This window comes from Aggregatibacter sp., from assembly GCF_057314075.1.
Window position 1 is genome coordinate 1 of record NZ_DBHLAR010000008.1, and the last position, 20,096, is coordinate 20,096.

At 44.0% G+C, this 20,096-nt stretch carries 15 protein-coding genes; 8 read left to right on the forward strand and 7 right to left on the reverse strand.

All coding sequences use genetic code 11. The features are described 5' to 3' along the window. Nucleotides 1–164 precede the first annotated feature (164 nt). From ACO5E4_RS05545 to ACO5E4_RS05560, 4 genes are all read left to right on the forward strand, one after another. A complete protein-coding gene (locus tag ACO5E4_RS05545; RefSeq protein WP_485862351.1) occupies nt 165–953 on the forward strand; it encodes a glycosyltransferase family 32 protein in 789 nt (262 codons plus the stop codon). A 113-nt stretch (nt 954–1,066) separates the two neighbouring features. Next, nucleotides 1,067–2,440, forward strand: a complete 1,374-nt coding sequence (gene argH, locus ACO5E4_RS05550) for an argininosuccinate lyase (RefSeq protein WP_485862352.1) — start codon at nt 1,067–1,069, stop codon at nt 2,438–2,440. Between the two features lie 269 nt (nt 2,441–2,709). Next, nucleotides 2,710–4,059, forward strand: a complete 1,350-nt coding sequence (gdhA, locus tag ACO5E4_RS05555; protein ID WP_485862353.1) for an NADP-specific glutamate dehydrogenase — start codon at nt 2,710–2,712, stop codon at nt 4,057–4,059. Between the two features lie 197 nt (nt 4,060–4,256). Further along, on the forward strand, nt 4,257–5,087 hold the full coding sequence (locus ACO5E4_RS05560) for a class II glutamine amidotransferase (RefSeq protein ID WP_454906354.1): 831 nt from the start codon (nt 4,257–4,259) through the stop codon (nt 5,085–5,087). A gap of 70 nt (nt 5,088–5,157) precedes the next feature. Here ACO5E4_RS05560 and dnaE read toward each other — a convergent pair whose 3' ends face one another. Beyond that, on the reverse strand, nt 5,158–8,634 hold the full coding sequence (dnaE, locus tag ACO5E4_RS05565) for a DNA polymerase III subunit alpha (protein ID WP_485862354.1): 3,477 nt from the start codon (nt 8,632–8,634) through the stop codon (nt 5,158–5,160). A 231-nt stretch (nt 8,635–8,865) separates the two neighbouring features. Between dnaE and ACO5E4_RS05570 the strand changes: the two genes are divergently transcribed. The 3 genes from ACO5E4_RS05570 (at nt 8,866) to nrdG (ending at nt 13,823) form a co-directional block, all read left to right on the forward strand. Further along, nucleotides 8,866–10,653 carry an AMP-dependent synthetase/ligase gene (locus ACO5E4_RS05570; protein WP_485862355.1) on the forward strand — a complete coding sequence of 596 codons (1,788 nt, stop codon included), beginning with the start codon at nt 8,866–8,868 and terminating at the stop codon, nt 10,651–10,653. Between the two features lie 278 nt (nt 10,654–10,931). Then, nucleotides 10,932–13,058, forward strand: coding sequence for an anaerobic ribonucleoside-triphosphate reductase (gene nrdD, locus ACO5E4_RS05575; protein ID WP_485862356.1), 2,127 nt, complete (start codon nt 10,932–10,934; stop codon nt 13,056–13,058). A gap of 297 nt (nt 13,059–13,355) precedes the next feature. Beyond that, on the forward strand, nt 13,356–13,823 hold the full coding sequence (nrdG, locus tag ACO5E4_RS05580) for an anaerobic ribonucleoside-triphosphate reductase-activating protein (protein WP_454905826.1): 468 nt from the start codon (nt 13,356–13,358) through the stop codon (nt 13,821–13,823). Between the two features lie 29 nt (nt 13,824–13,852). On the opposite strand, the gene ACO5E4_RS05585 is transcribed toward nrdG, so the two are convergent. After that, on the reverse strand, nt 13,853–14,644 hold the full coding sequence (locus ACO5E4_RS05585) for a TatD family hydrolase (RefSeq protein ID WP_485862357.1): 792 nt from the start codon (nt 14,642–14,644) through the stop codon (nt 13,853–13,855). Between the two features lie 43 nt (nt 14,645–14,687). Continuing rightward, the gene (locus ACO5E4_RS05590; RefSeq protein WP_296026469.1) at nt 14,688–15,200 is read right to left on the reverse strand and encodes a peptidylprolyl isomerase; all 513 of its coding nucleotides are present in this window, start codon (nt 15,198–15,200) and stop codon (nt 14,688–14,690) included. A 99-nt stretch (nt 15,201–15,299) separates the two neighbouring features. Between ACO5E4_RS05590 and cysS the strand changes: the two genes are divergently transcribed. Next, the gene (gene cysS, locus ACO5E4_RS05595) at nt 15,300–16,679 is read left to right on the forward strand and encodes a cysteine--tRNA ligase (protein WP_485862358.1); all 1,380 of its coding nucleotides are present in this window, start codon (nt 15,300–15,302) and stop codon (nt 16,677–16,679) included. A gap of 136 nt (nt 16,680–16,815) precedes the next feature. On the opposite strand, the gene lipA is transcribed toward cysS, so the two are convergent. The 4 genes from lipA to ACO5E4_RS05615 all read right to left on the reverse strand — a co-directional run bounded on the left by lipA (nt 16,816) and on the right by ACO5E4_RS05615 (nt 20,077). Beyond that, entirely contained in the window at nt 16,816–17,778 is a 963-nt protein-coding gene (gene lipA / locus ACO5E4_RS05600) for a lipoyl synthase (protein ID WP_109128448.1), read from the reverse strand. 54 nt (nt 17,779–17,832) lie between these two features. After that, nucleotides 17,833–18,471 carry a lipoyl(octanoyl) transferase LipB gene (gene lipB, locus ACO5E4_RS05605; RefSeq protein ID WP_485862359.1) on the reverse strand — a complete coding sequence of 213 codons (639 nt, stop codon included), beginning with the start codon at nt 18,469–18,471 and terminating at the stop codon, nt 17,833–17,835. Nucleotides 18,472–18,516: 45 nt separating this feature from the next. Beyond that, nucleotides 18,517–18,819, reverse strand: a complete 303-nt coding sequence (ybeD, locus tag ACO5E4_RS05610) for a DUF493 family protein YbeD (RefSeq protein ID WP_111295761.1) — start codon at nt 18,817–18,819, stop codon at nt 18,517–18,519. A gap of 70 nt (nt 18,820–18,889) precedes the next feature. Further along, nucleotides 18,890–20,077 (reverse strand): serine hydrolase, encoded by a 1,188-nt coding sequence (locus tag ACO5E4_RS05615; RefSeq protein ID WP_485862360.1) that lies wholly within the window; start codon nt 20,075–20,077, stop codon nt 18,890–18,892. Between the last annotated feature and the right edge of the window lie 19 nt (nt 20,078–20,096).

Genomic DNA, 20,096 nt, shown 5'->3' on the forward strand with positions numbered 1-20,096 from the left:
GCACCTCCCTTACAAGGAGGGGGTCACTGGTTCGAGACCGGTATCGCCCACCACTCCACTTTCTATATAATGTTTTCTCTTTCAAAGTTTTCCTGACGTTTATTCTTTTTGCGTAAAGTGATAAAGTACAACCAGTTTTTCAATAGAATAAACGGATTCATTTAATGCAAAAAACAATAAAAAATCAGACCGCACTTTTGATTTCAAACGGTCTATTACGCTTAACCGGGAACATTGTCAAAATCTTAAGCTATCCTTTCCACGCCCTTTTTCCCAAAAAGCGCTTTACGATTCCCGAATTCAGTCCGGCAAAACGCCAATCCGGCAAACCAAGCAAAATTAATCGCGTGATTTGGCAAACCAACTACAGTAATAAAGTGACGTTGCCAATTTACTGCAACTATTTGGTCAACCGTTTATTTTCGTTAAGTTACGATTATCGCTATGTCAGCACAGAAGCGCGTAGCGACTATATTGAAAAATATGCCGACTCTCGTATTTTTGCTGCGTATAGCCAACTTACAGATGGTGCCGCACAAGCAGATTTTTGGCGTTTATTCACACTCTATCAAGACGGCGGCATTTATATGGATATTGATGGTCATCTTGTCGGCTGCTTAGATACGATGATTGACCCGGAAGATGACGAAGTCCTCATCACCCGTCGCGGGCGTTACACCAATTTTTTCTTAGCCAGCCGCAAAGGCAACCCATTTTTAAAGGAAACGTTGGATATTATTGTGGACAATATTGAAAATCGTCGCGTTGACGGTGGCGTATTTGTTCTTACCGGCCCGGAAACGTTAAACAAAGCCTTAGAAAACAAAGAGGTAAATACGCGCCGCGATAAATTTACTTGCGCTCAAGGCACGTTCGCTAACGAGTATTTTCAATATATGGATAAAAAACGTGGCAAGTGGATCCACGCAAAAAACGAAGATTTATTAAAATAACGGTCAATGACACAAAAAGTGCGGTCACAAAAAGCCAATTTTTTGTTGATCGCCTTTTTTGTTTCTGTGCTATATTTTTTAACCAATTTTACTAATCAAAATCAGAGGATTCTATGGCACTTTGGGGTGGACGCTTTACGCAGGCGGCGGATAAGCGTTTTAAAAATTTTAACGATTCATTACGCTTTGACTATCGCCTTGCCGAGCAAGATATCGAAGGCTCTATCGGCTGGTCGAAAGCCTTGGTTTCCGTCAATATTTTAAGCGTACAAGAACAGCAACAATTAGAACAAGCGCTGAACGAATTATTGATTGAAGTTCGGTCAAATCCGCAAGCAATTTTGCAAGATGATGCGGAAGACATTCACAGTTGGGTAGAAAGTAAACTGATCGACAAAGTGGGCAATTTAGGTAAAAAACTGCACACCGGTCGCAGCCGTAACGATCAAGTGGCGCTCGACATCAAAATGTGGTGTAAAGCGCGAGTGGCGGAATTACAACATTCCCTTCGCGAATTACAACGCAAATTAGTGCTCACCGCAGAAAATAACCAAGATGCCGTGATGCCGGGCTACACCCACCTGCAACGCGCTCAACCGATTACCTTTGCCCATTGGTGCATGGCTTACGTGGAAATGTTGGATCGCGATTATTCCCGTTTAACCGATGCTTACCGCCGTATGAACAGCTGTCCGCTAGGCAGTGGCGCCCTTGCTGGCACGGCGTATCCTATCGATCGCGAACAGCTCGCCAAAGATCTCGATTTCGCATTTGCGACCCGTAACAGCTTAGACAGTGTATCAGACCGCGATCATATCGTTGAACTCCTCTCTGCCGCCTCGCTGAGCATGGTGCATTTATCCCGTTTCGCCGAAGATATGATTATTTTCAACAGCGGTGAATCTAACTTTGTGGAACTCTCCGATCGCGTGACATCCGGCTCTTCCCTTATGCCACAGAAGAAAAATCCTGATGCTTGCGAATTAATTCGCGGTAAAGCGGGGCGTGTCATCGGTGCGTTAAATGGCATGTTAATGACATTAAAGGGATTACCGTTGGCGTATAACAAAGATATGCAGGAAGATAAAGAGGGCATTTTCGATGCATTAGACACTTTGCAAGATTGTTTAGACATGGCGTCATTGGTGTTAGACGACATCAAAGTGAACGTAGAGCGCACCCGTGAATCTGCCCTCAAAGGCTACTCCAACGCCACGGAATTAGCCGATTATTTGGTTGCCAAAGGCGTTCCATTCCGCGATTCCCATCATATTGTGGGCGAAACTGTGGTATATGCTATCAAGCAACACAAATCCTTAGAAGACCTGACGATTCCTGAATTTCGCCAATTCTGTGAAAAAGTGTCAGACGATGTATACGACATTCTTTCCTTACAATCTTGCTTAGATAAACGCGCCGCCAAAGGCGGGGTATCACCGTTACGTATCGCGGAAGCCATTGCAGAAGCAAAAACAAGATTCGCCTAACACCTCTTCTAAAGTGCGGTCATAAAAAAGTTTATTTTTATGACCGCACTTTTGCCTTCACTCTCCAAAAATAAATCCAATCTAATAAATAAACTCATTTTTTAAATAAAAAACAAAATAAGTTAAAAAATAAAATAATTTAATTGTTTTTTCGTAAAAATATTTGAAAACATATGATTCCCTATTGCATAGTAATTCTGACTTAGCAATATAGCCAAGCGAAAATAAATAAAGCAAACACCAACATACTATCCACAGGAGAAATTCTTATGTCTCACGCAGTTACCTCCCTTGAAGAATTCTTAGCAAAAGTCAAACAACGTGATGGAAACCAACCGGAATTTTTACAAGCAGTACGTGAAGTCTTTACGTCTATTTGGCCATTCCTTGAGAAAAACCCGAAATACCGTGCTGAAGCGTTGTTGGAACGTTTAGTTGAGCCTGAACGAGCCATCCAATTTAGGGTCGCATGGACAGATGACAAAGGCCAAGTACAAGTCAACCGCGCTTTCCGCATTCAATTCAACAGCGCCATTGGCCCTTTCAAAGGTGGTATGCGTTTTCACCCGTCCGTCAACCAATCCATTTTAAAATTCTTAGGTTTTGAGCAAATTTTCAAAAATGCTTTAACTACATTGCCAATGGGTGGCGCCAAAGGCGGTTCTGACTTTGATCCGAAAGGCAAAAGCGATGCGGAAGTCATGCGTTTCTGCCAAGCCTTAATGACCGAACTTTATCACCACATCGGCCCGGACACAGATGTGCCGGCAGGTGATATTGGTGTCGGTGCCCGCGAAGTGGGTTATTTAACCGGCATGATGAAAAAACTCTCCAATCAAACCGGCTGTGTCTTTACCGGCAAAGGCTTGAGTTTCGGCGGTAGCTTAATTCGTCCGGAAGCCACCGGTTATGGTTTAGTCTATTTCGTGCAAGCTATGCTGGCAGAAAAAGGGCAAGAGCTGAAAGGCAAAACCGTTGCGGTTTCCGGCTCCGGCAACGTAGCGCAATATGCGATTGAAAAAGCCCTGCAACTAGGCGCAAAAGTCATTAGCTGTTCCGACTCATCCGGCACCGTTGTGGATGAAGAAGGTTTCACTCAAGAAAAATTAGCCGCGTTAATGGACATCAAAAATGTCAAACGGGGTCGTGTAAAAGATTATGCCGATCTCTTTGGTTTGAAATATGTTGCCGGCGCACGCCCATGGCATTTAAAAGTGGATATTGCACTCCCATGTGCCACCCAAAACGAATTGGCATTAAGCGATGCACAAGCCTTGATTGCCAATGGCGTGCAAGTGGTGGCAGAAGGTGCCAATATGCCAACGACCATTGACGCCACCAATGCCTTTATTGACGCCGGCGTACTCTTCGGACCAGGCAAAGCAGCAAATGCCGGTGGCGTCGCCACTTCCGGTTTGGAAATGTCGCAAAACGCACAACGCTTAAGTTGGACAAGAGAAGAAGTCGATGCAAAATTGCACCGCATTATGTTAGACATTCATGCTAACTGCAAAAAATACGGTGGCGATGCGCAAGGTAATATCAACTATGTGGTGGGTGCGAATGTCGCCGGTTTTGTTAAAGTGGCTGATGCCATGTTGGCACAAGGCGTGTATTAATTGACATAAAAAACACATCGAAAAACGACCGCACTTTTGAGAGCAACAAAAGTGCGGTCGTTTTTAAGCTAATTTTGTTATGAGACAGCACATTTTGTTCTAAAAATGAGGTCGGTAGAATATTGAAATTAGCGGAGTTATGGTGTTAAATCTGCACTTATTCTATGGTTATTCTACACAAGGGTTAAAACAAATTTATGTGCCAATTATTGGGAATGAACTGCAATACGCCGACGGATATTGTATTTTCATTTGAAGGATTTCGTCATCGTGCCGGACTGACTGATTCCCATTCTGACGGATTTGGTATCGCCTTTTTCGAAGGCAAAGGCGTGCGTATTTTCCGCGATAATAAACCGGGGCACATTTCCCCTATCGCTGATTGCGTAAAACAATACCACATCAAATCCCTCAACGTCATTTCACATATTCGCAAAGCGACGCAGGGCGATGTAAATCTTGAAAATACCCATCCATTTATCCGCGAGATCTGGGGAGAAAATTGGGTGTTTGCCCATAATGGTAACTTAACCGAACTGCCCGACATGAGCGAATCTTTCTGTCAACCTATCGGCAGCACTGATTCAGAAACCGCTTTCTGTTACATGGCTGAACAATTAAAAAATCGCTTTCGCAAAAAACCGACCGAAGAACAGATTTTTCAAGCTGTTCAAGATATCAGCAACAAACTCGCAGAGCATGGTACGTTCAACTTTATCCTGTCTAACGGCGAATGGATGATTGCCCGTTGTTCCACTAATTTGCACTACCTCACCCGTAAAGCCCCATTTGGCAAAGCACAACGTGTTGATGATGATGGTGTCATAGACTTCAATGAACACGCCAAAGCAGGCGATAAAGTCACGATCATTACCACCGTACCGCTTACAAAAGACGAAGTCTGGAAAAAAATGGAAAACGGTGGATTTGTCTTCTTCAAAAATGGGGAAAAAGTGTGGGAAATCATCGGCACGCCGAGAACAGAAGTGATTGATGATGGGACGTTAGGCACGGCTAAAGTAGCCTAACCCGGCTCATACAAAAAGTGCGGTAGAAAAAACAATGATTTTTCCGACCGCACTTTTTTATCTCTTTTCTCTATTCAAACTCCAATTCCACCGCACTTTCACCAAGCAACGTCACAAGTTCAGTCAGCAATTCATCGGTTGGGTTGACCGACCATTGCACGCCCATTTTGACTAAGGCTCTGCCTTGTGGGCTTTGGTAATAAATATGCACCGGCAGGGAATTGCCACTGTAAGGCTGTAAAATCCGTTTAAATTGCTTAATGAATTGTGGTGTAATCTGTTCTTGAGACAGGCAAATCGCAAGGCTTTTCGCATAGCGTGCACGGGCTTCATCAATCGTCATCAAATCTCGCACGGACATACGCAAACCTTGCGAAAAATCGTCAAAACTGACTTGTCCCGACACCACGATCACCGTGTCTTTTTGCAGTTTCTCACCGAATTTCTCCAACGCTTCGCCGAATAAGGTTAAATCTAAACGACCGGAGCGATCATCAATGGTAGCAATGCCGATGTGGTTGCCTTTCTTGGTCACGGCAATGCGAGTATTCACCACCAAACCGCTGGCGGTGCTCATTTGTCCACGATAATTCGGCGTTAATTCTTTTAGGCGCATTGGGCTATAGTGGGACAATTCTTTTAAATAACGACTCACCGGATGGCTACTGAGATACAATCCGAGGGTTTCCCGTTCACCGTCTAAGATGACTTTTTCCGGCCAAGGGGCGATATTGGCATAAGAATGTTCCACTTCCTCGCTAGTTTCCGTCAGCACGCCGAACATATCCGTTTGTCCCAAAGCTTCGTCTTTAGCGTGTTGATCGGAAGCGCGCAAGGCATCTTCCAGATTTTGTTGTAGCGCCGCGCGATGTGGCCCAAGCTTATCGAAAGCACCGGATTTAATCAGGCTTTCAAACGTACGTCGATTGATTTTCTTTAAATCCACGCGAGCACATAAATCAAACAGATTTTTGAAAATACCGTCTTTCTCGCGTGCCTCTACCAACGCTGCAATCGGGCCTTCACCCACACCTTTAATCGCACCGATACCGTACACAATTTCACCGTTTTCATTCACGCTAAAATGATGTTTCCCGGTGTTAATATCCGGTGGTACGACTTTCAAGCCCATGCGCATACATTCATCGTATAAACCGACGATTTTATCGGTGTTATCCATTTCCGAGGTCATGACTGCCGCCATAAATTCCGCCGGATAGTGTGCTTTTAACCACAGGGTTTGGTAAGACACCAAGGCATAAGCCGCAGAGTGCGATTTATTAAAGCCATAGCCTGCAAATTTTTCCACCAAATCGAAGATTTTCATGGCAAGATCGCCGTCCACACCATTTTTGATGGCGCCTTCTTTAAATACGGAACGCTGTTTTGCCATTTCTTCCGGTTTTTTCTTACCCATTGCACGACGCAATAAGTCTGCACCGCCCAACGTATAACCCGCCAACACTTGCGCAATTTGCATGACCTGTTCTTGATACAAAATAATGCCGTAGGTTGGTTCTAAAATCGGTTTTAGGGATTCATGTTGATAGTTCGCATCCGGGTAAGACACTTCTTCCCGCCCGTGTTTACGGTCGATAAAGTTATCCACCATGCCTGATTGCAATGGGCCCGGTCGGAATAACGCCACCAACGCGATAATATCTTCAAAACAGTCCGGCTTAAGGCGCTTAATCAAATCTTTCATACCGCGTGATTCCAACTGGAACACCGCCGTGGTTTCGGCATTGAGCAACACCTCAAAAGATTGATGATCATCCAATGGAATGGCATTGATATTCACCAACGGTTTGCCTTCTTTTTCCATGCGCGCATTAATCATATCCAGAGCCCATTTGATGATGGTTAAGGTGCGCAAACCTAAGAAGTCAAACTTCACCAAACCGGCATATTCCACGTCATTTTTATCGAAGTGGGTCACCGGATGTTTCCCTTCCGAGTCGCAATACAGCGGCGAGAAATCCGTAATTAATGTTGGTGAAATCACCACTCCACCGGCGTGCTTACCGGCATTTCGTGTGACGCCTTCCAGCTTGCGCGCCATATCAATGATGGCGCGGACTTCTTCGTCGGCATCGTAAATTTCTTGCAGTTTTGGCTCGGCTTCAAACGCTTTGGCAAGCGTCATACCGGGATCCGGTGGCACTAATTTAGAAATGCGATCCACAAAACCATAAGGTTGTCCCAATACGCGCCCGACATCGCGAATCACCGCTTTTGCCGCCATGGTACCGAACGTAATAATTTGCGACACCGCACCACGTCCATACATTTCGGCGACGTGTTCAATTACACGGTCGCGTCCGTCCATACAGAAGTCCACGTCAAAGTCAGGCATGGAAACCCGTTCGGGATTGAGGAAACGCTCAAAAAGCAAATCGAATTCCAACGGATCCAAATCGGTAATTTTTAACGCATAAGCCACCAAAGACCCCGCGCCGGACCCCCGCCCCGGCCCCACCGGAATATCGTTATCTTTTGACCATTGGATAAATTCCATCACAATCAAGAAGTAACCTGGGAAGCCCATTTGGTTGATGACATCCAGTTCCACCTGCAAGCGTTCATCATATTCCGGGCGGCGCGCTGCACGCTCGTTTTCATCAGGGAATAACACCTTAAGGCGCTCTTCCAAGCCCTCTTTGGCACGTTTCACGAGGTAATCTTCGGTGCTTAAATCACCGGTTGGAAATTTAGGTAAGAAATATTCACCCAATCGAATGGTCACATTGCAACGCTGAGCAATTAAAAGCGTATTTTCTAAAGCACTTGGCACGTCGGCAAAGAGCTCACACATCTCCTGTTCGGAGCGAAAATATTGTTGATTAGTATAATTTTTAGGACGTTTCGGATCATCTAACGTGAAACCGTCATGAATCGCCACACGAATTTCATGGGCTTCAAAATCGTCTGCGTGTAAAAAGCACACATCATTTGTCGCCACCACCGGCAACTGTTCCCGTTCAGCCAGTGCTAACGCGGCTTGAATATAACGTTCTTCATCAGGACGACCAGTGCGGGTAAGGGTAAGATAAAAATGTTCAGGGAAAAATTCGCGGTAAAAATCCACCGCACTTTTGAGTTCATCAGTTTTGCTGCGCAGTAATTTTTTACCGACATCGCCATTAACGCCACCGGATAAAATAATCACCCCGGCACGGTGTTCCACCAGCCACTGCTGATCGATATACGGCACATCGGCATAACCGCGCTCGTAGGCTTTGGAAAGCAACAACGTGATATTTTTGTAGCCTTCGTTATTTTTTGCCAATAAGGTTAAACGGAAAGGTTCGTCGCCACACAGCTCGCTTTGTACCAACACATCCGCCCCGATAATTGGCTTCACGCCGGAAGATAATGCCTCCCCATAAAACCGGACCAAGCCACAGAAATTCGTGAAGTCCGTTAGCCCCATCGCCACCATGTTATTTTCCACACAGGCTTTCACCAACGGTTTCACTTTGGCGATACCGTCAATCATGGAAAAATCACTGTGAACCTGTAAATGAACAAAACGTGGCGGTGACATAAACATCCTTAAAATAATAAAAGTGCGGTCAAAAAATCCAACGGATTTTGAGCGTTGATGGCGAACACATGATGCGTAATTTTAGCGGTATTTTGTCGAGAATTGTAGGGATAATTTGTTTAGCTTTATCAGCATAATAAATCCCCACAAAACGCAGTTTTATGGCTAGAGTTTTGCGCTTCAATCCGCTATATTAGCGCACAACTGTTAGCTGATTTTGGGTTTTTAATCATGGATCTCAATTTTCATTTTATTCACCGGGTGCGTAGCCAAGCTAAAACGCTGGTAAATCGCACCGCACTTCGTTACTTCAAAGACAACAACTGGCTGTCTATTTCTTGGTCAGAATTTCAACAACAAATTGACCAAATTTCCTTAGCGTTATTAGCAAATCATATTGATATTCAAGATAAAATCGGCATTTTCTCGCATAATATGCCACGTTGGACGATAACTGACATTGGTGCATTGCAAGTACGTGCCGTCACCGTGCCGATTTATGCCACGAACACCGCCAAACAAGCGCAATTTATTATCAATAATGCGGAGATGAAGATCATTTTCGTGGGCGACCAAGAACAATATGATCAAGTGTTGGAGATCATCGATGAATGCCCGAAACTAGAAAAAATAGTGGCGATGAAAAGCACAATCCATTTGCATGAACACGCCAAAGCCTGCCATTGGCAAGACTTTATTGAGATGGCCGATGAGCAATATCAAGCGGAATTACAACAGCGATTGGATGGCAAGTGCTTAGAGGATTTGTTTACGCTGATTTACACCTCGGGCACGACCGGTGAACCGAAAGGCGTGATGTTGGATTACGCCAATTTAGCGCACCAACTCCATGCGCACGATCAGGCGCTGAAAGTAGATGATACCGATGTATCTCTTTCCTTCTTACCCTTATCGCATATTTTTGAACGCGCTTGGGTGGCTTATGTACTCCATCGCGGCGCGACCAACTGTTACATTGAAGATACCAATCAAGTGCGGTCGGCTTTAGCAGAGATTCGACCAACCTTAATGTGTGCTGTGCCGCGTTTTTACGAAAAAATTTATACGGCTATTTTAGATAAAGTGCACAACGCTCCCAAGCTACGCCAATGGATTTTCCATTGGGCGATGGCAGTCGGACGTCAACATTTTGATGCCCTTGCCCAAGGGCAAAAAATCGGCTTTTTGTTAAAACAACAATATGCCCTCGCCAACAAGCTGGTACTTGGCAAATTACGTGCGCTACTTGGCGGACGCATTCGCATGATGCCTTGCGGCGGTGCCAAATTAGAACCGACTATCGGTTTATTTTTCCACAGTATCGGTTTAAATATTAAACTGGGTTATGGCATGACAGAAACCACCGCAACTGTCTCCTGTTGGGATGATTTTCACTTTAACGCCAATTCCATCGGCAGTTTAATGCCGGGCGCAGAAGTCAAAATTGGCGAAAATAACGAGATTCTCGTACGCGGTGGCATGGTGATGAAAGGGTATTACAAAAAACCACAAGAAACCGCCGATGCTTTCACTGCAGAAGGTTTTTTAAAAACCGGTGATGCCGGCGAATTCGACGCCGAGGGCAATTTATACATCACCGACCGCATTAAAGAATTAATGAAAACCTCCAATGGCAAATACATTGCACCGCAAGTATTGGAAAGCAAAATCGGCAAAGACAAATTTATTGAACAAATCGCGGTTATTGCTGATGCCAAAAAATATGTCTCCGCCCTTATCGTGCCTTGCTATGCTGCCATTGAGGAATACGCAAAACAGGTCAACATCAAATATCAAGATCGGTTGGAATTGCTCAAAAATTCCGAGATTTTGCAAATGTTAGAACAGCGAATCAACGAGTTACAAAAAGAGCTTGCCGGTTGGGAACAAATCAAACGTTTCACCCTGTTACCTCAGGCATTCAGTACGCAGCTGGAAGAAATTACCCCTACCTTAAAATTACGCCGAAAGGTTATTTTGCAACGCTATAAAGAGCAGATTGAAGCAATGTATAGTTAAGTTTTTACATAATAAGTACGGTCAAAATTGACAATGAATTTTGACTGCACTTTTTTATTTTGAACATGAAATCTCTAATGTGTGATCAAAATCACAAAACGATAAAATTCTTTCATTTTTCTTTTCTGACAAATTTTCAACAAAACCAATGACTAACTTGCCTCACGACATTTAATACATATCCAACTCGCAAAAAACACTACATATTGTGTGTTGAATAGTTAGAATTAACTATATATAGTATTGCCAAATTTAATCACACACTATAGGTGGCATACATGGGGACATTTTTCGTCATTAAGCGTGATGGTTCACGCATCGGGTTTGAAATTCAACGCATTATTAATGCCATTAAAAAGGCAGCCCAAGCGGTGGGTATTCAAGATGAACGTTTTTGTCATGATATTGCGCAAAAAGTCAGCAATGACATTTTTGCACATCATCAACAAGAAATTGATATTAGCCACATTCAAAAGATTGTCGAAAATCACCTGATGGCCAGCCAATACCCGCAAATTGCGCGCGCTTATATTGAATACCGCCACGAACGTGATATGGCACGTGAAAAACGCAGTCAATTAACCAAAGAAATCGAGGGGCTGATTGAACAAAGTAACGTGGAGTTACTCAATGAAAATGCCAATAAAGACGCCAAAGTGATCCCAACACAACGGGATTTATTGGCCGGTATCGTGGCGAAACATTATGCTAAACGTTACATTTTGCCACGCGATGTCGTCGAAGCGCATGAAAAAGGTGAAATTCACTATCACGATTTGGATTATTCACCGTTCTTCCCGATGTTTAACTGTATGTTAGTCGATTTAAAAGGCATGTTGACCCATGGTTTTAAAATGGGGAATGCTGAAATCGAACCGCCGAAATCCATTGGCACCGCGACAGCCGTTACCGCCCAAATCATCGCCCAAGTGGCTAGCCATATTTACGGTGGCACCACCATTAACCGCATTGATGAAGTGCTTTCGCCTTATGTGCAGTTAAGCTATGAGAAACACTTGAAAAATGCGGAACAATGGCATATTCCGGATGCACAAGGATATGCGCAAGCCTTGATTGAAAAAGAATGTTTCGATGCCTTCCAGTCCTTGGAATATGAAGTAAACACGCTACATACTGCCAATGGACAAACACCGTTTGTTACCTTTGGTTTTGGCTTAGGCACAACGTGGCAAGCACGTTTAATTCAAAAATCCATTTTACAAAATCGGATTCGCGGTTTAGGCAAAAACCACAAAACACCGGTATTCCCGAAACTGGTCTTCACTCAACGCAAAGGCGTAAATTTGGAGCCAAACGATCCGAATTACGATATCAAACAACTTGCTTTGGAATGTGCCAGCAAACGGATGTACCCGGATATTCTGAATTACGACCAAGTCGTCAAAGTCACCGGCTCCTTTAAAGCCCCAATGGGCTGTCGCAGTTTCTTGGGCGCTTACGAAGAAAATGGCGAACAAATCCATGACGGACGTAACAACCTTGGCGTAGTGAGCCTCAATTTGCCACGTATCGCCATTGAAGCCAAAGGCGATGAAAAACGATTCTATGAAATTCTGGATCAACGCTTGGCTTTAGCGAAGAAAGCCTTAATGACCCGCATCGCTCGTTTGGAACACACCAAGGCCCGCGTCGCGCCAATTCTCTACATGGAAGGTGCCTGCGGCGTGCGTTTGAAAGCAGACGATAACGTGGCACAAATCTTCAAAAATGGTCGTGCCTCCATTTCCCTTGGCTACATCGGTATTCATGAAACCATCAATGCCTTGTATCACCAAGGACATATTTATGACGATGAAATGTTACGAGAAAAAGGCCGTGCTATCGTGGAACATTTAAGCAATGCGGTTAAACAATGGCGTACCGAAACAGGCTATGCCTTCAGCTTATACTCTACGCCGAGTGAAAACCTGTGCGATCGTTTCTGCCGCCTCGACACTAAACAATTCGGGGTTATCAACGGCGTGACCGACAAAGGCTACTACACCAACAGCTACCACTTGGATGTTGAGAAAAAAGTGAACCCGTACGACAAGTTAGACTTTGAAATGGTGTACCCACCATTGGCTAACGGAGGATTTATTTGCTACGGCGAATACCCGAACATTCAACATAACTTGAAAGCATTGGAAGACGTTTGGAATTACAGCTACGACCGCGTGCCTTACTACGGCACCAATACGCCAATCGACGAATGTTATGAATGTGGTTTCACCGGTGAATTTGAATGCACCAGCAAAGGTTTCACCTGCCCGAAATGTGGCAACCACGACAGTGAAAAAGTTTCTGTCACCCGCCGCGTCTGCGGCTACCTCGGCAGCCCGGATGCCCGTCCGTTTAATGCGGGGAAACAGGAAGAGGTGAAGCGTCGGGTTAAACACATGTAATCTTAAGGCATTGCTAAATCTCCCCTAACCCCTCTTTACTAAAGAGGGGGATTTTAGGCGCATTATCATGATAAAGTGCGGTCATTTTTTGGGGGAGATTTTCAGTCAAAAACATGAAAAAATCTGACCGCACTTTTGCAACGCTCAAATAAAATGGGATTCCCGTATAAGACGCCTGAGCGGCTTATTCGGGGCACTTTTCTTTGCTCACTTTCTTTTGTGCAAGCAAAAGAAAGTAAGTCGCCGTCGGCGAAACCCGATATTTAAAAAAGCAAATTTAATTTAAACAAAACGAAAATGAACTATCTCCAATACTATCCTGTTGACATCGTCAACGGCGAAGGCACACGTTGTACGCTGTTTGTCAGCGGTTGTACCCATGGCTGCAAAGGGTGCTATAACCAAAAAAGCTGGTCGTTTAGCGCCGGGGTGCTCTTTGGTATTGAGATGGAAGAACAAATTCTTAAGGATCTCAAAGACACGCGCATTAAGCGACAAGGATTAACCCTTTCCGGGGGAGACCCTCTGCATCCGAGAAATGTAGAAGCCCTTCTACCTTTGGTTCAACGGGTCAAACGAGAATGCCCCGACAAAGATATTTGGGTTTGGACAGGTTACAAATTAGAGGAATTGGATGAATATCAACGGCAAATGCTGCCTTATATTGATGTGCTCATTGATGGTAAGTTTATTCAAGAACAGGCGGATCCAAGTTTAGTTTGGCGTGGCTCGGCAAATCAAATCATTCATCGTTTTAAGATTTAGTATCCCTGCACAAAAGTGCGGTGCTTTTTTCACGCAAATTTACTCAGGCTATTTTGCCAAATTGTCTCGGCAATCACCTCCGGTGCTTCACTTCTTAATTCACACAACACCTTAAAAACCTGTTGCACTCTTTCCGGTCGATTCGGTTGACCTTGAAAACCAAATACCGGCATATCAGGTGAATCCGTTTCTAACAGCAAGGCATCCAGTGGCAATTTTGCGATAGTTTGACGGGTTTTATTGGCACGTTCATAGGTAATCGTGCCGCCTACACCAATAGAATAGCCCAACTCCACAAAGCGTTTTGCCTGATCGTAACTGCCTGCAAAACCATGTACGACGCCACGTTTCGGCACCTCAATGCGTTTGAGAAAAGAGAACAGCTGATCGTGCGACTTGCGGGAATGCATGTTCACCGGCAAATCGTACTTCTTCGCAAAATAGAGTTGCGTTTCAAAAAAATCACATTGCTTACGCCATAGCTCATCAGTTAATAATTCCGGCACGGCACGTTCCAAACCGATTTCCGCCACGGCTGTGCAATTTGGCGAACGCGTTGCTAACGCCTGTTCCAATAAATCCAAATCCTGCGCTTGGTGTTCTTTGATGTACAACGGATGTAGCCCCAAGCCGTAATACAAATGTTCAGGATAAAGTCCGGTCATTTTTTCAATCGTTTTGAAATCCCGCTGTAACACGGCGACGATCAAGATCTTTTGCACACCAGCTGCACGCGCATTTTGCATAAGCTGCGCTAACGGCTCACCGGTGGCTTGCTGCAAATAATCGAGGTGGGTATGGGTGTCGAAAAATGAATACATATCAATCTAAAAAATCAGGCAACTCAATGAGTTGCCCATAGTCTTATTCATCAATAGTAACAGAGGTAATGACCACGTCTTCGTTCGGCACGTCTTGATGGAAACCTTTATTACCGGTTTTCACACCTTTGATTTTATCCACTACATCCATGCCTTCAACGACTTCACCAAATACCGCGTAGCCCCACTCTTGCACGACTTCTTTACCAAACATTTCTTTTGAGCGGTAATCCAAGAAGGTGTTATCGGCCACGTTAATGAAGAATTGCGCCGTCGCCGAATGCGGATCGGAAGTGCGCGCCATGGCGATGGTGCCGCGTTTGTTGCTTAAACGGTTGTTGGCTTCATTTTTAATCGGCGCGTTAGTCGCTTTCTCACGCATACCGCTTTCCATGCCGCCGCCCTGAATCATAAAACCGTCAATCACGCGGTGGAAAATTGTGTTATCATAAAACCCGTTTTTACAATAAGTTAAGAAGTTTTCTGCCGTTACCGGTGCTTTTTCATGATTTAAGGCAATTTTAATGTCGCCGAAATTAGTGTGTAGTGTAATCATTGTACTTTTCCTATACGAATTAAAGAGCGTCATTATTTCATAATCCGCCCCAAATCGCCATAAAGTGCGGTGCGTTTTCAAAAAGATTTGGATTCCAATATGTTAAAACTTTTCAATACCCTCACTCGCGAAAAAGAAATTTTTAAACCGATTCACGCCGGTAAAATCGGCATGTATGTGTGCGGTGTGACCGTTTACGATCTCTGTCATATCGGGCACGGACGAACCTTTGTGTGTTTTGATGTTGTCGCACGTTACTTACGCTATTTAGGCTATGATTTAACCTATGTACGCAACATCACTGACGTGGATGATAAAATTATTAAACGGGCGTTGGAAAACAAAGAAACTTGCGATCAACTCGTCGATCGCATGGTCGTGGAAATGTATAAAGATTTTGATGCCTTGAACATTTTGCGTCCAGACTTTGAACCGCGTGCGACCCATCACATTCCTGAAATTATTGCTATTGTCGAAAAACTGATTCAACGCGGACATGCTTATGTGGCAGACAACGGTGATGTGATGTTTGATGTGGAAAGCTTCAAAGAATACGGCAAATTATCCCGCCAAGATTTAGAACAATTACAAGCGGGCGCGCGTATTGAAATCAATGAAATCAAGAAAAACCCAATGGATTTCGTGTTGTGGAAAATGTCCAAACCAAACGAACCAAGTTGGGATTCCCCTTGGGGCAAAGGCCGTCCGGGTTGGCACATTGAATGTTCTGCCATGAATAGCAAACAACTTGGCGAACATTTTGACATTCACGGTGGCGGCTCTGACCTGATGTTCCCACACCACGAAAACGAAATCGCTCAATCTTGCTGCGCTCACGGTAACCAGTATGTGAACTACTGGCTGCATTCCGGCATGATCATGGTAGATAAAGAAAAAATGTCGAAATCCCTCGGCAACTTCTTCACGATTCGCGATGTATTAAGCCACTACGATGCGGAAAGCGTACGTTACTTTCTACTCAGCGCCCACTACCGTAGCCAATTAAATTACAGCGAAGAAAACCTCAATCTGGCTCATGGCGCATTGGAACGCCTCTACACTGCATTGCGCGGCACCGATAAAAGTGCGGTGGCTTTTGGTGGTGAAAATTTTGTGGACGCCTTCCGTGAGGCAATGGATGATGATTTCAATACGCCAAATGCCCTTTCTGTGCTATTTGAAATGGCGCGCGAATTGAACAAACTGAAAACAGAAGATATGGTAAAAGCCAACGGACTTGCCGCGCGTTTACGCGAACTTGCCGGCATTCTCGGTTTACTCCAACTCGATCCTGAACAATTTTTACAAGCCGGTTCCGATGATGACGAAGTCGCCAAAATCGAAGGACTCATCAAACAACGCAACGAAGCCCGCGCAGCCAAAGACTGGCCGGCTGCAGATGCAGCGCGCAACGCCTTAACGCAAATGGGCATTGTGTTAGAAGACGGCCCGAACGGCACCACTTGGCGAAAACAATAAGTCGATAAGTAAAAAACAAAAAGGAAAGTGAATCACTCACTTTCCTTTTTTCTTATTGAAAGCCATAAAGTGCGGTTGTTTCTAGCAACGTTTTTCACCTTGAAAAAGGCCTGTGAAAACCACCGCACTTTTCAGATTATTTCACCAGCCCACCGCTTGCTTGCAAATCAGCGTGGTAAGAAGAACGTACGAACGGACCACAAGCCGCATGTTCAAAGCCCATGGTTTGTGCTTTTTCGCGGAACATATCAAACTCTGCCGGTGGAACATAACGCGCTACCGGTAAATGGTGGCGACTTGGTTGCAAATATTGTCCAAGAGTCAACATAGTCACACCATGGTCGCGTAAATCCTGCATGACCTCTAAAATTTCTTCGTTTGTTTCGCCTAACCCTACCATTAAACCGGATTTGGTCGGAATATGAGGAAACATCGCTTTAAATTCTTTCAATAAGCGCAAAGACCATTCGTAATCAGCACCAGGACGGATTTCACGGTACAAACGTGGCACGTTTTCTAGGTTATGGTTAAACACATCCGGTGGATTCTCTTTTAATTTTTCCAACGCCAATTCAATGCGTCCACGGAAATCCGGTACTAAAATTTCAATTTTAATGTTTGGGTTTAACGCACGAATTTCGCGTACGCAATTCGCAAAATGCGCCGCACCACGATCGGGTAAATCATCACGGTCAACGGAAGTAATCACCACATAACGTAACTTCATATCCTGAATAGTTTCTGCCAATTTGCGCGGTTCTTCCGGATCCGGTGGTAATGGTTTGCCATGCGCGACATCACAGAACGGACAACGACGAGTACAAATTGCCCCAAGAATCATAAAGGTTGCTGTGCCGTGATTGAAACATTCATGTAAGTTAGGGCAAGAGGCTTCTTCGCATACAGAATGCAAGCCATGACGACGCATACCGGATTTAATGCTTTGAATACGTGCGCCATTTGCCGGAATCTTGATTTTCATCCATTCCGGTTTTTTTAGTAGCTCTTGCTCTGGATCGATATTTTTCACCGGAATAATGGAGGTTTTAGCTGCATCGCGGTATTTAACACCGCGCTCCATTTTAAAAGGTGTTCCCATTGATATTCCTTAGTTTTTTGTGAAGATAATGAGATGAAATGCTGTTTATTAATGTTAACAATTTGTTACATTATACCCTAATTGCTCGGCAAAATGCTTAATTAATTGTGGTGAAACCTTATCGCAGTCTGCTTCCTTAGTCGGAATAAAATCCGCCAACTGGCACATTTCTAATCCGGCATAACCACAAGGATTAATTTGATGAAACGGGCTCAAATCCATGTTGATATTAAACGCTAAACCGTGAAAGGAACGCCCATGTCGAATGCGCAAACCGAGAGAACAAATTTTTCTGCCATCAATATACACACCGGGCGCATCCGGTTTTGGGTAACCTTCAATACCATAATCTGCCAGCGTTCTTACGACTGATTGCTCAAGTGCGGTAACTAATTGGCGAACATTTAAATTTTCATGGCGCTTCACATCAATCAGCACATACATAATTTGCTGGCCTAAACCGTGATACGTAATCTGCCCACCACGATCCGATTGCACCACAGGAATAGCGCTTTGCTGCAATAAATGCTCCGGTTTGCCGGCCTGACCTTGAGTAAATACCGACGGATGTTGCACCAACCAAATTTCATCAGTGGTATCTTCCGTACGGTTATCAGTAAACGACTGCATCTCGTGCCAAACGCTCTCGTAATCACGAATGCCAAGCTGACGTACAATTAATTCGGGTTGCATGATGATTTCCTAAAAACGCTATAAAAAATAACCGCAATTTGGTGATTACAACACCATTCTCACACCATCAATTTCTGCCAACTCTTTATAGAGTTTCTCGATTTGTTCAATATTCTCGGCTCGTACGTTGATGGATACCGAATGATAAGTGCCTTTGCCACTTTCTTTGGTACTTGGCGTGTAATCGCCTTTAATGGTTTTATGAACCGTTTGAACCACATCATCCACTAAATCCGGGCGAGCAGCTCCCACCACTTTAAAAGTAAAATCACAAGGAAACTCAAGAAGATCTTTTAATTTTTTATCATGTGCAAGGTCGGTTAAATTTACTGTTTTTTTATCGTTCATTTGTCTTTTCCTAAAAAATTTAACCGCACTTTCATAAAAGTGCGGTCGATTTTCGAAATGTTTTTAAAGATTAACTAAAGAGGCTTTTAACTGTAAGTACTAACCAGTCCCAGATTTTACCCAAAATACCGCCCTCTTTGACTTCTTGCATAACTTGCAAATTCACGCTGGCAATGTCTTTACCATCAAGTTGATAGACCACTTTGCCAACGACTTGACCTTTTGCCAATGGTGCTTCGAGGTATTTTTTCTCTAATTCATAACGGGCTTTTAACTCACTACTTTTACCTTTCGGAATAGTAATGAAAGCATCCTGTAACACACCTAACTGAATATTGCTTTCATCACCGTAATAAACCCGTTGTTCGGAAATAGATTTACCGGCTTCAAAGGTTTTAAAGGTTTCAAAATTAGCAAAGCCCCATTGTAATAATTTTTTGCTTTCCACTTCACGGCCTTTGTAGGTTGGCACCCCCATCACGACAGAAATCAAACGCATATTATTTGGATTGGTGGCAGAGGCGACAAGGTTATAGCCGGCTTTGTCTGTGTGACCGGTTTTCATGCCATCCACATGAATGGTTTTATCCCACAATAAGCCGTTACGGTTCGGTTGCTTGATTTTATTAAAGGTAAAATCTTTTTCTGCATAAATTTTATATTCTTCCGGCAAGTCACGAATAATATGCGCACCAATAATTGCCATATCCCGAGCAGAAGAATATTGGTTTTCATCATCCAAGCCATGAACAGTTGTGAAATGAGTGTTCTTTAAACCAAATTGTTCTACATATTTGTTCATAGTTGTAACGAAGTTCGTCACCGTACCGGAAACATGCTCTGCCATCGCCACACAAGCATCATTACCGGATACGATGACAATCCCTCTATTCAAATCAGCAACAGAAACTTGTTGGTTTAAGTTTAAAAACATTTTGGATGAGCCAGGGAAATTTTGCCCCCAGGCGCTTTCACCGATCGTGACCACATCCGTATCATGAATTTTACCTTGTTTTAATGCTTGCCCCGTTACATAACTGGTCATCATTTTCGTTAATGACGCCGGATATTGACGCTGATCCGGATTTAACGCCGCCAATACAGCACCTGAGTTATAGTCCATTAAAATATAGGTTTGCGCATTAATTTCCGGCACGGCAATATTAAATTGAATATCGTCTGCCACGGCGCTAAACGATGCGCCCAAAGCACCTGCAATTAATGCAATTTTTGTGTGTTTTACTACTTTATTAAACATAAGATTGAACATCCTAACA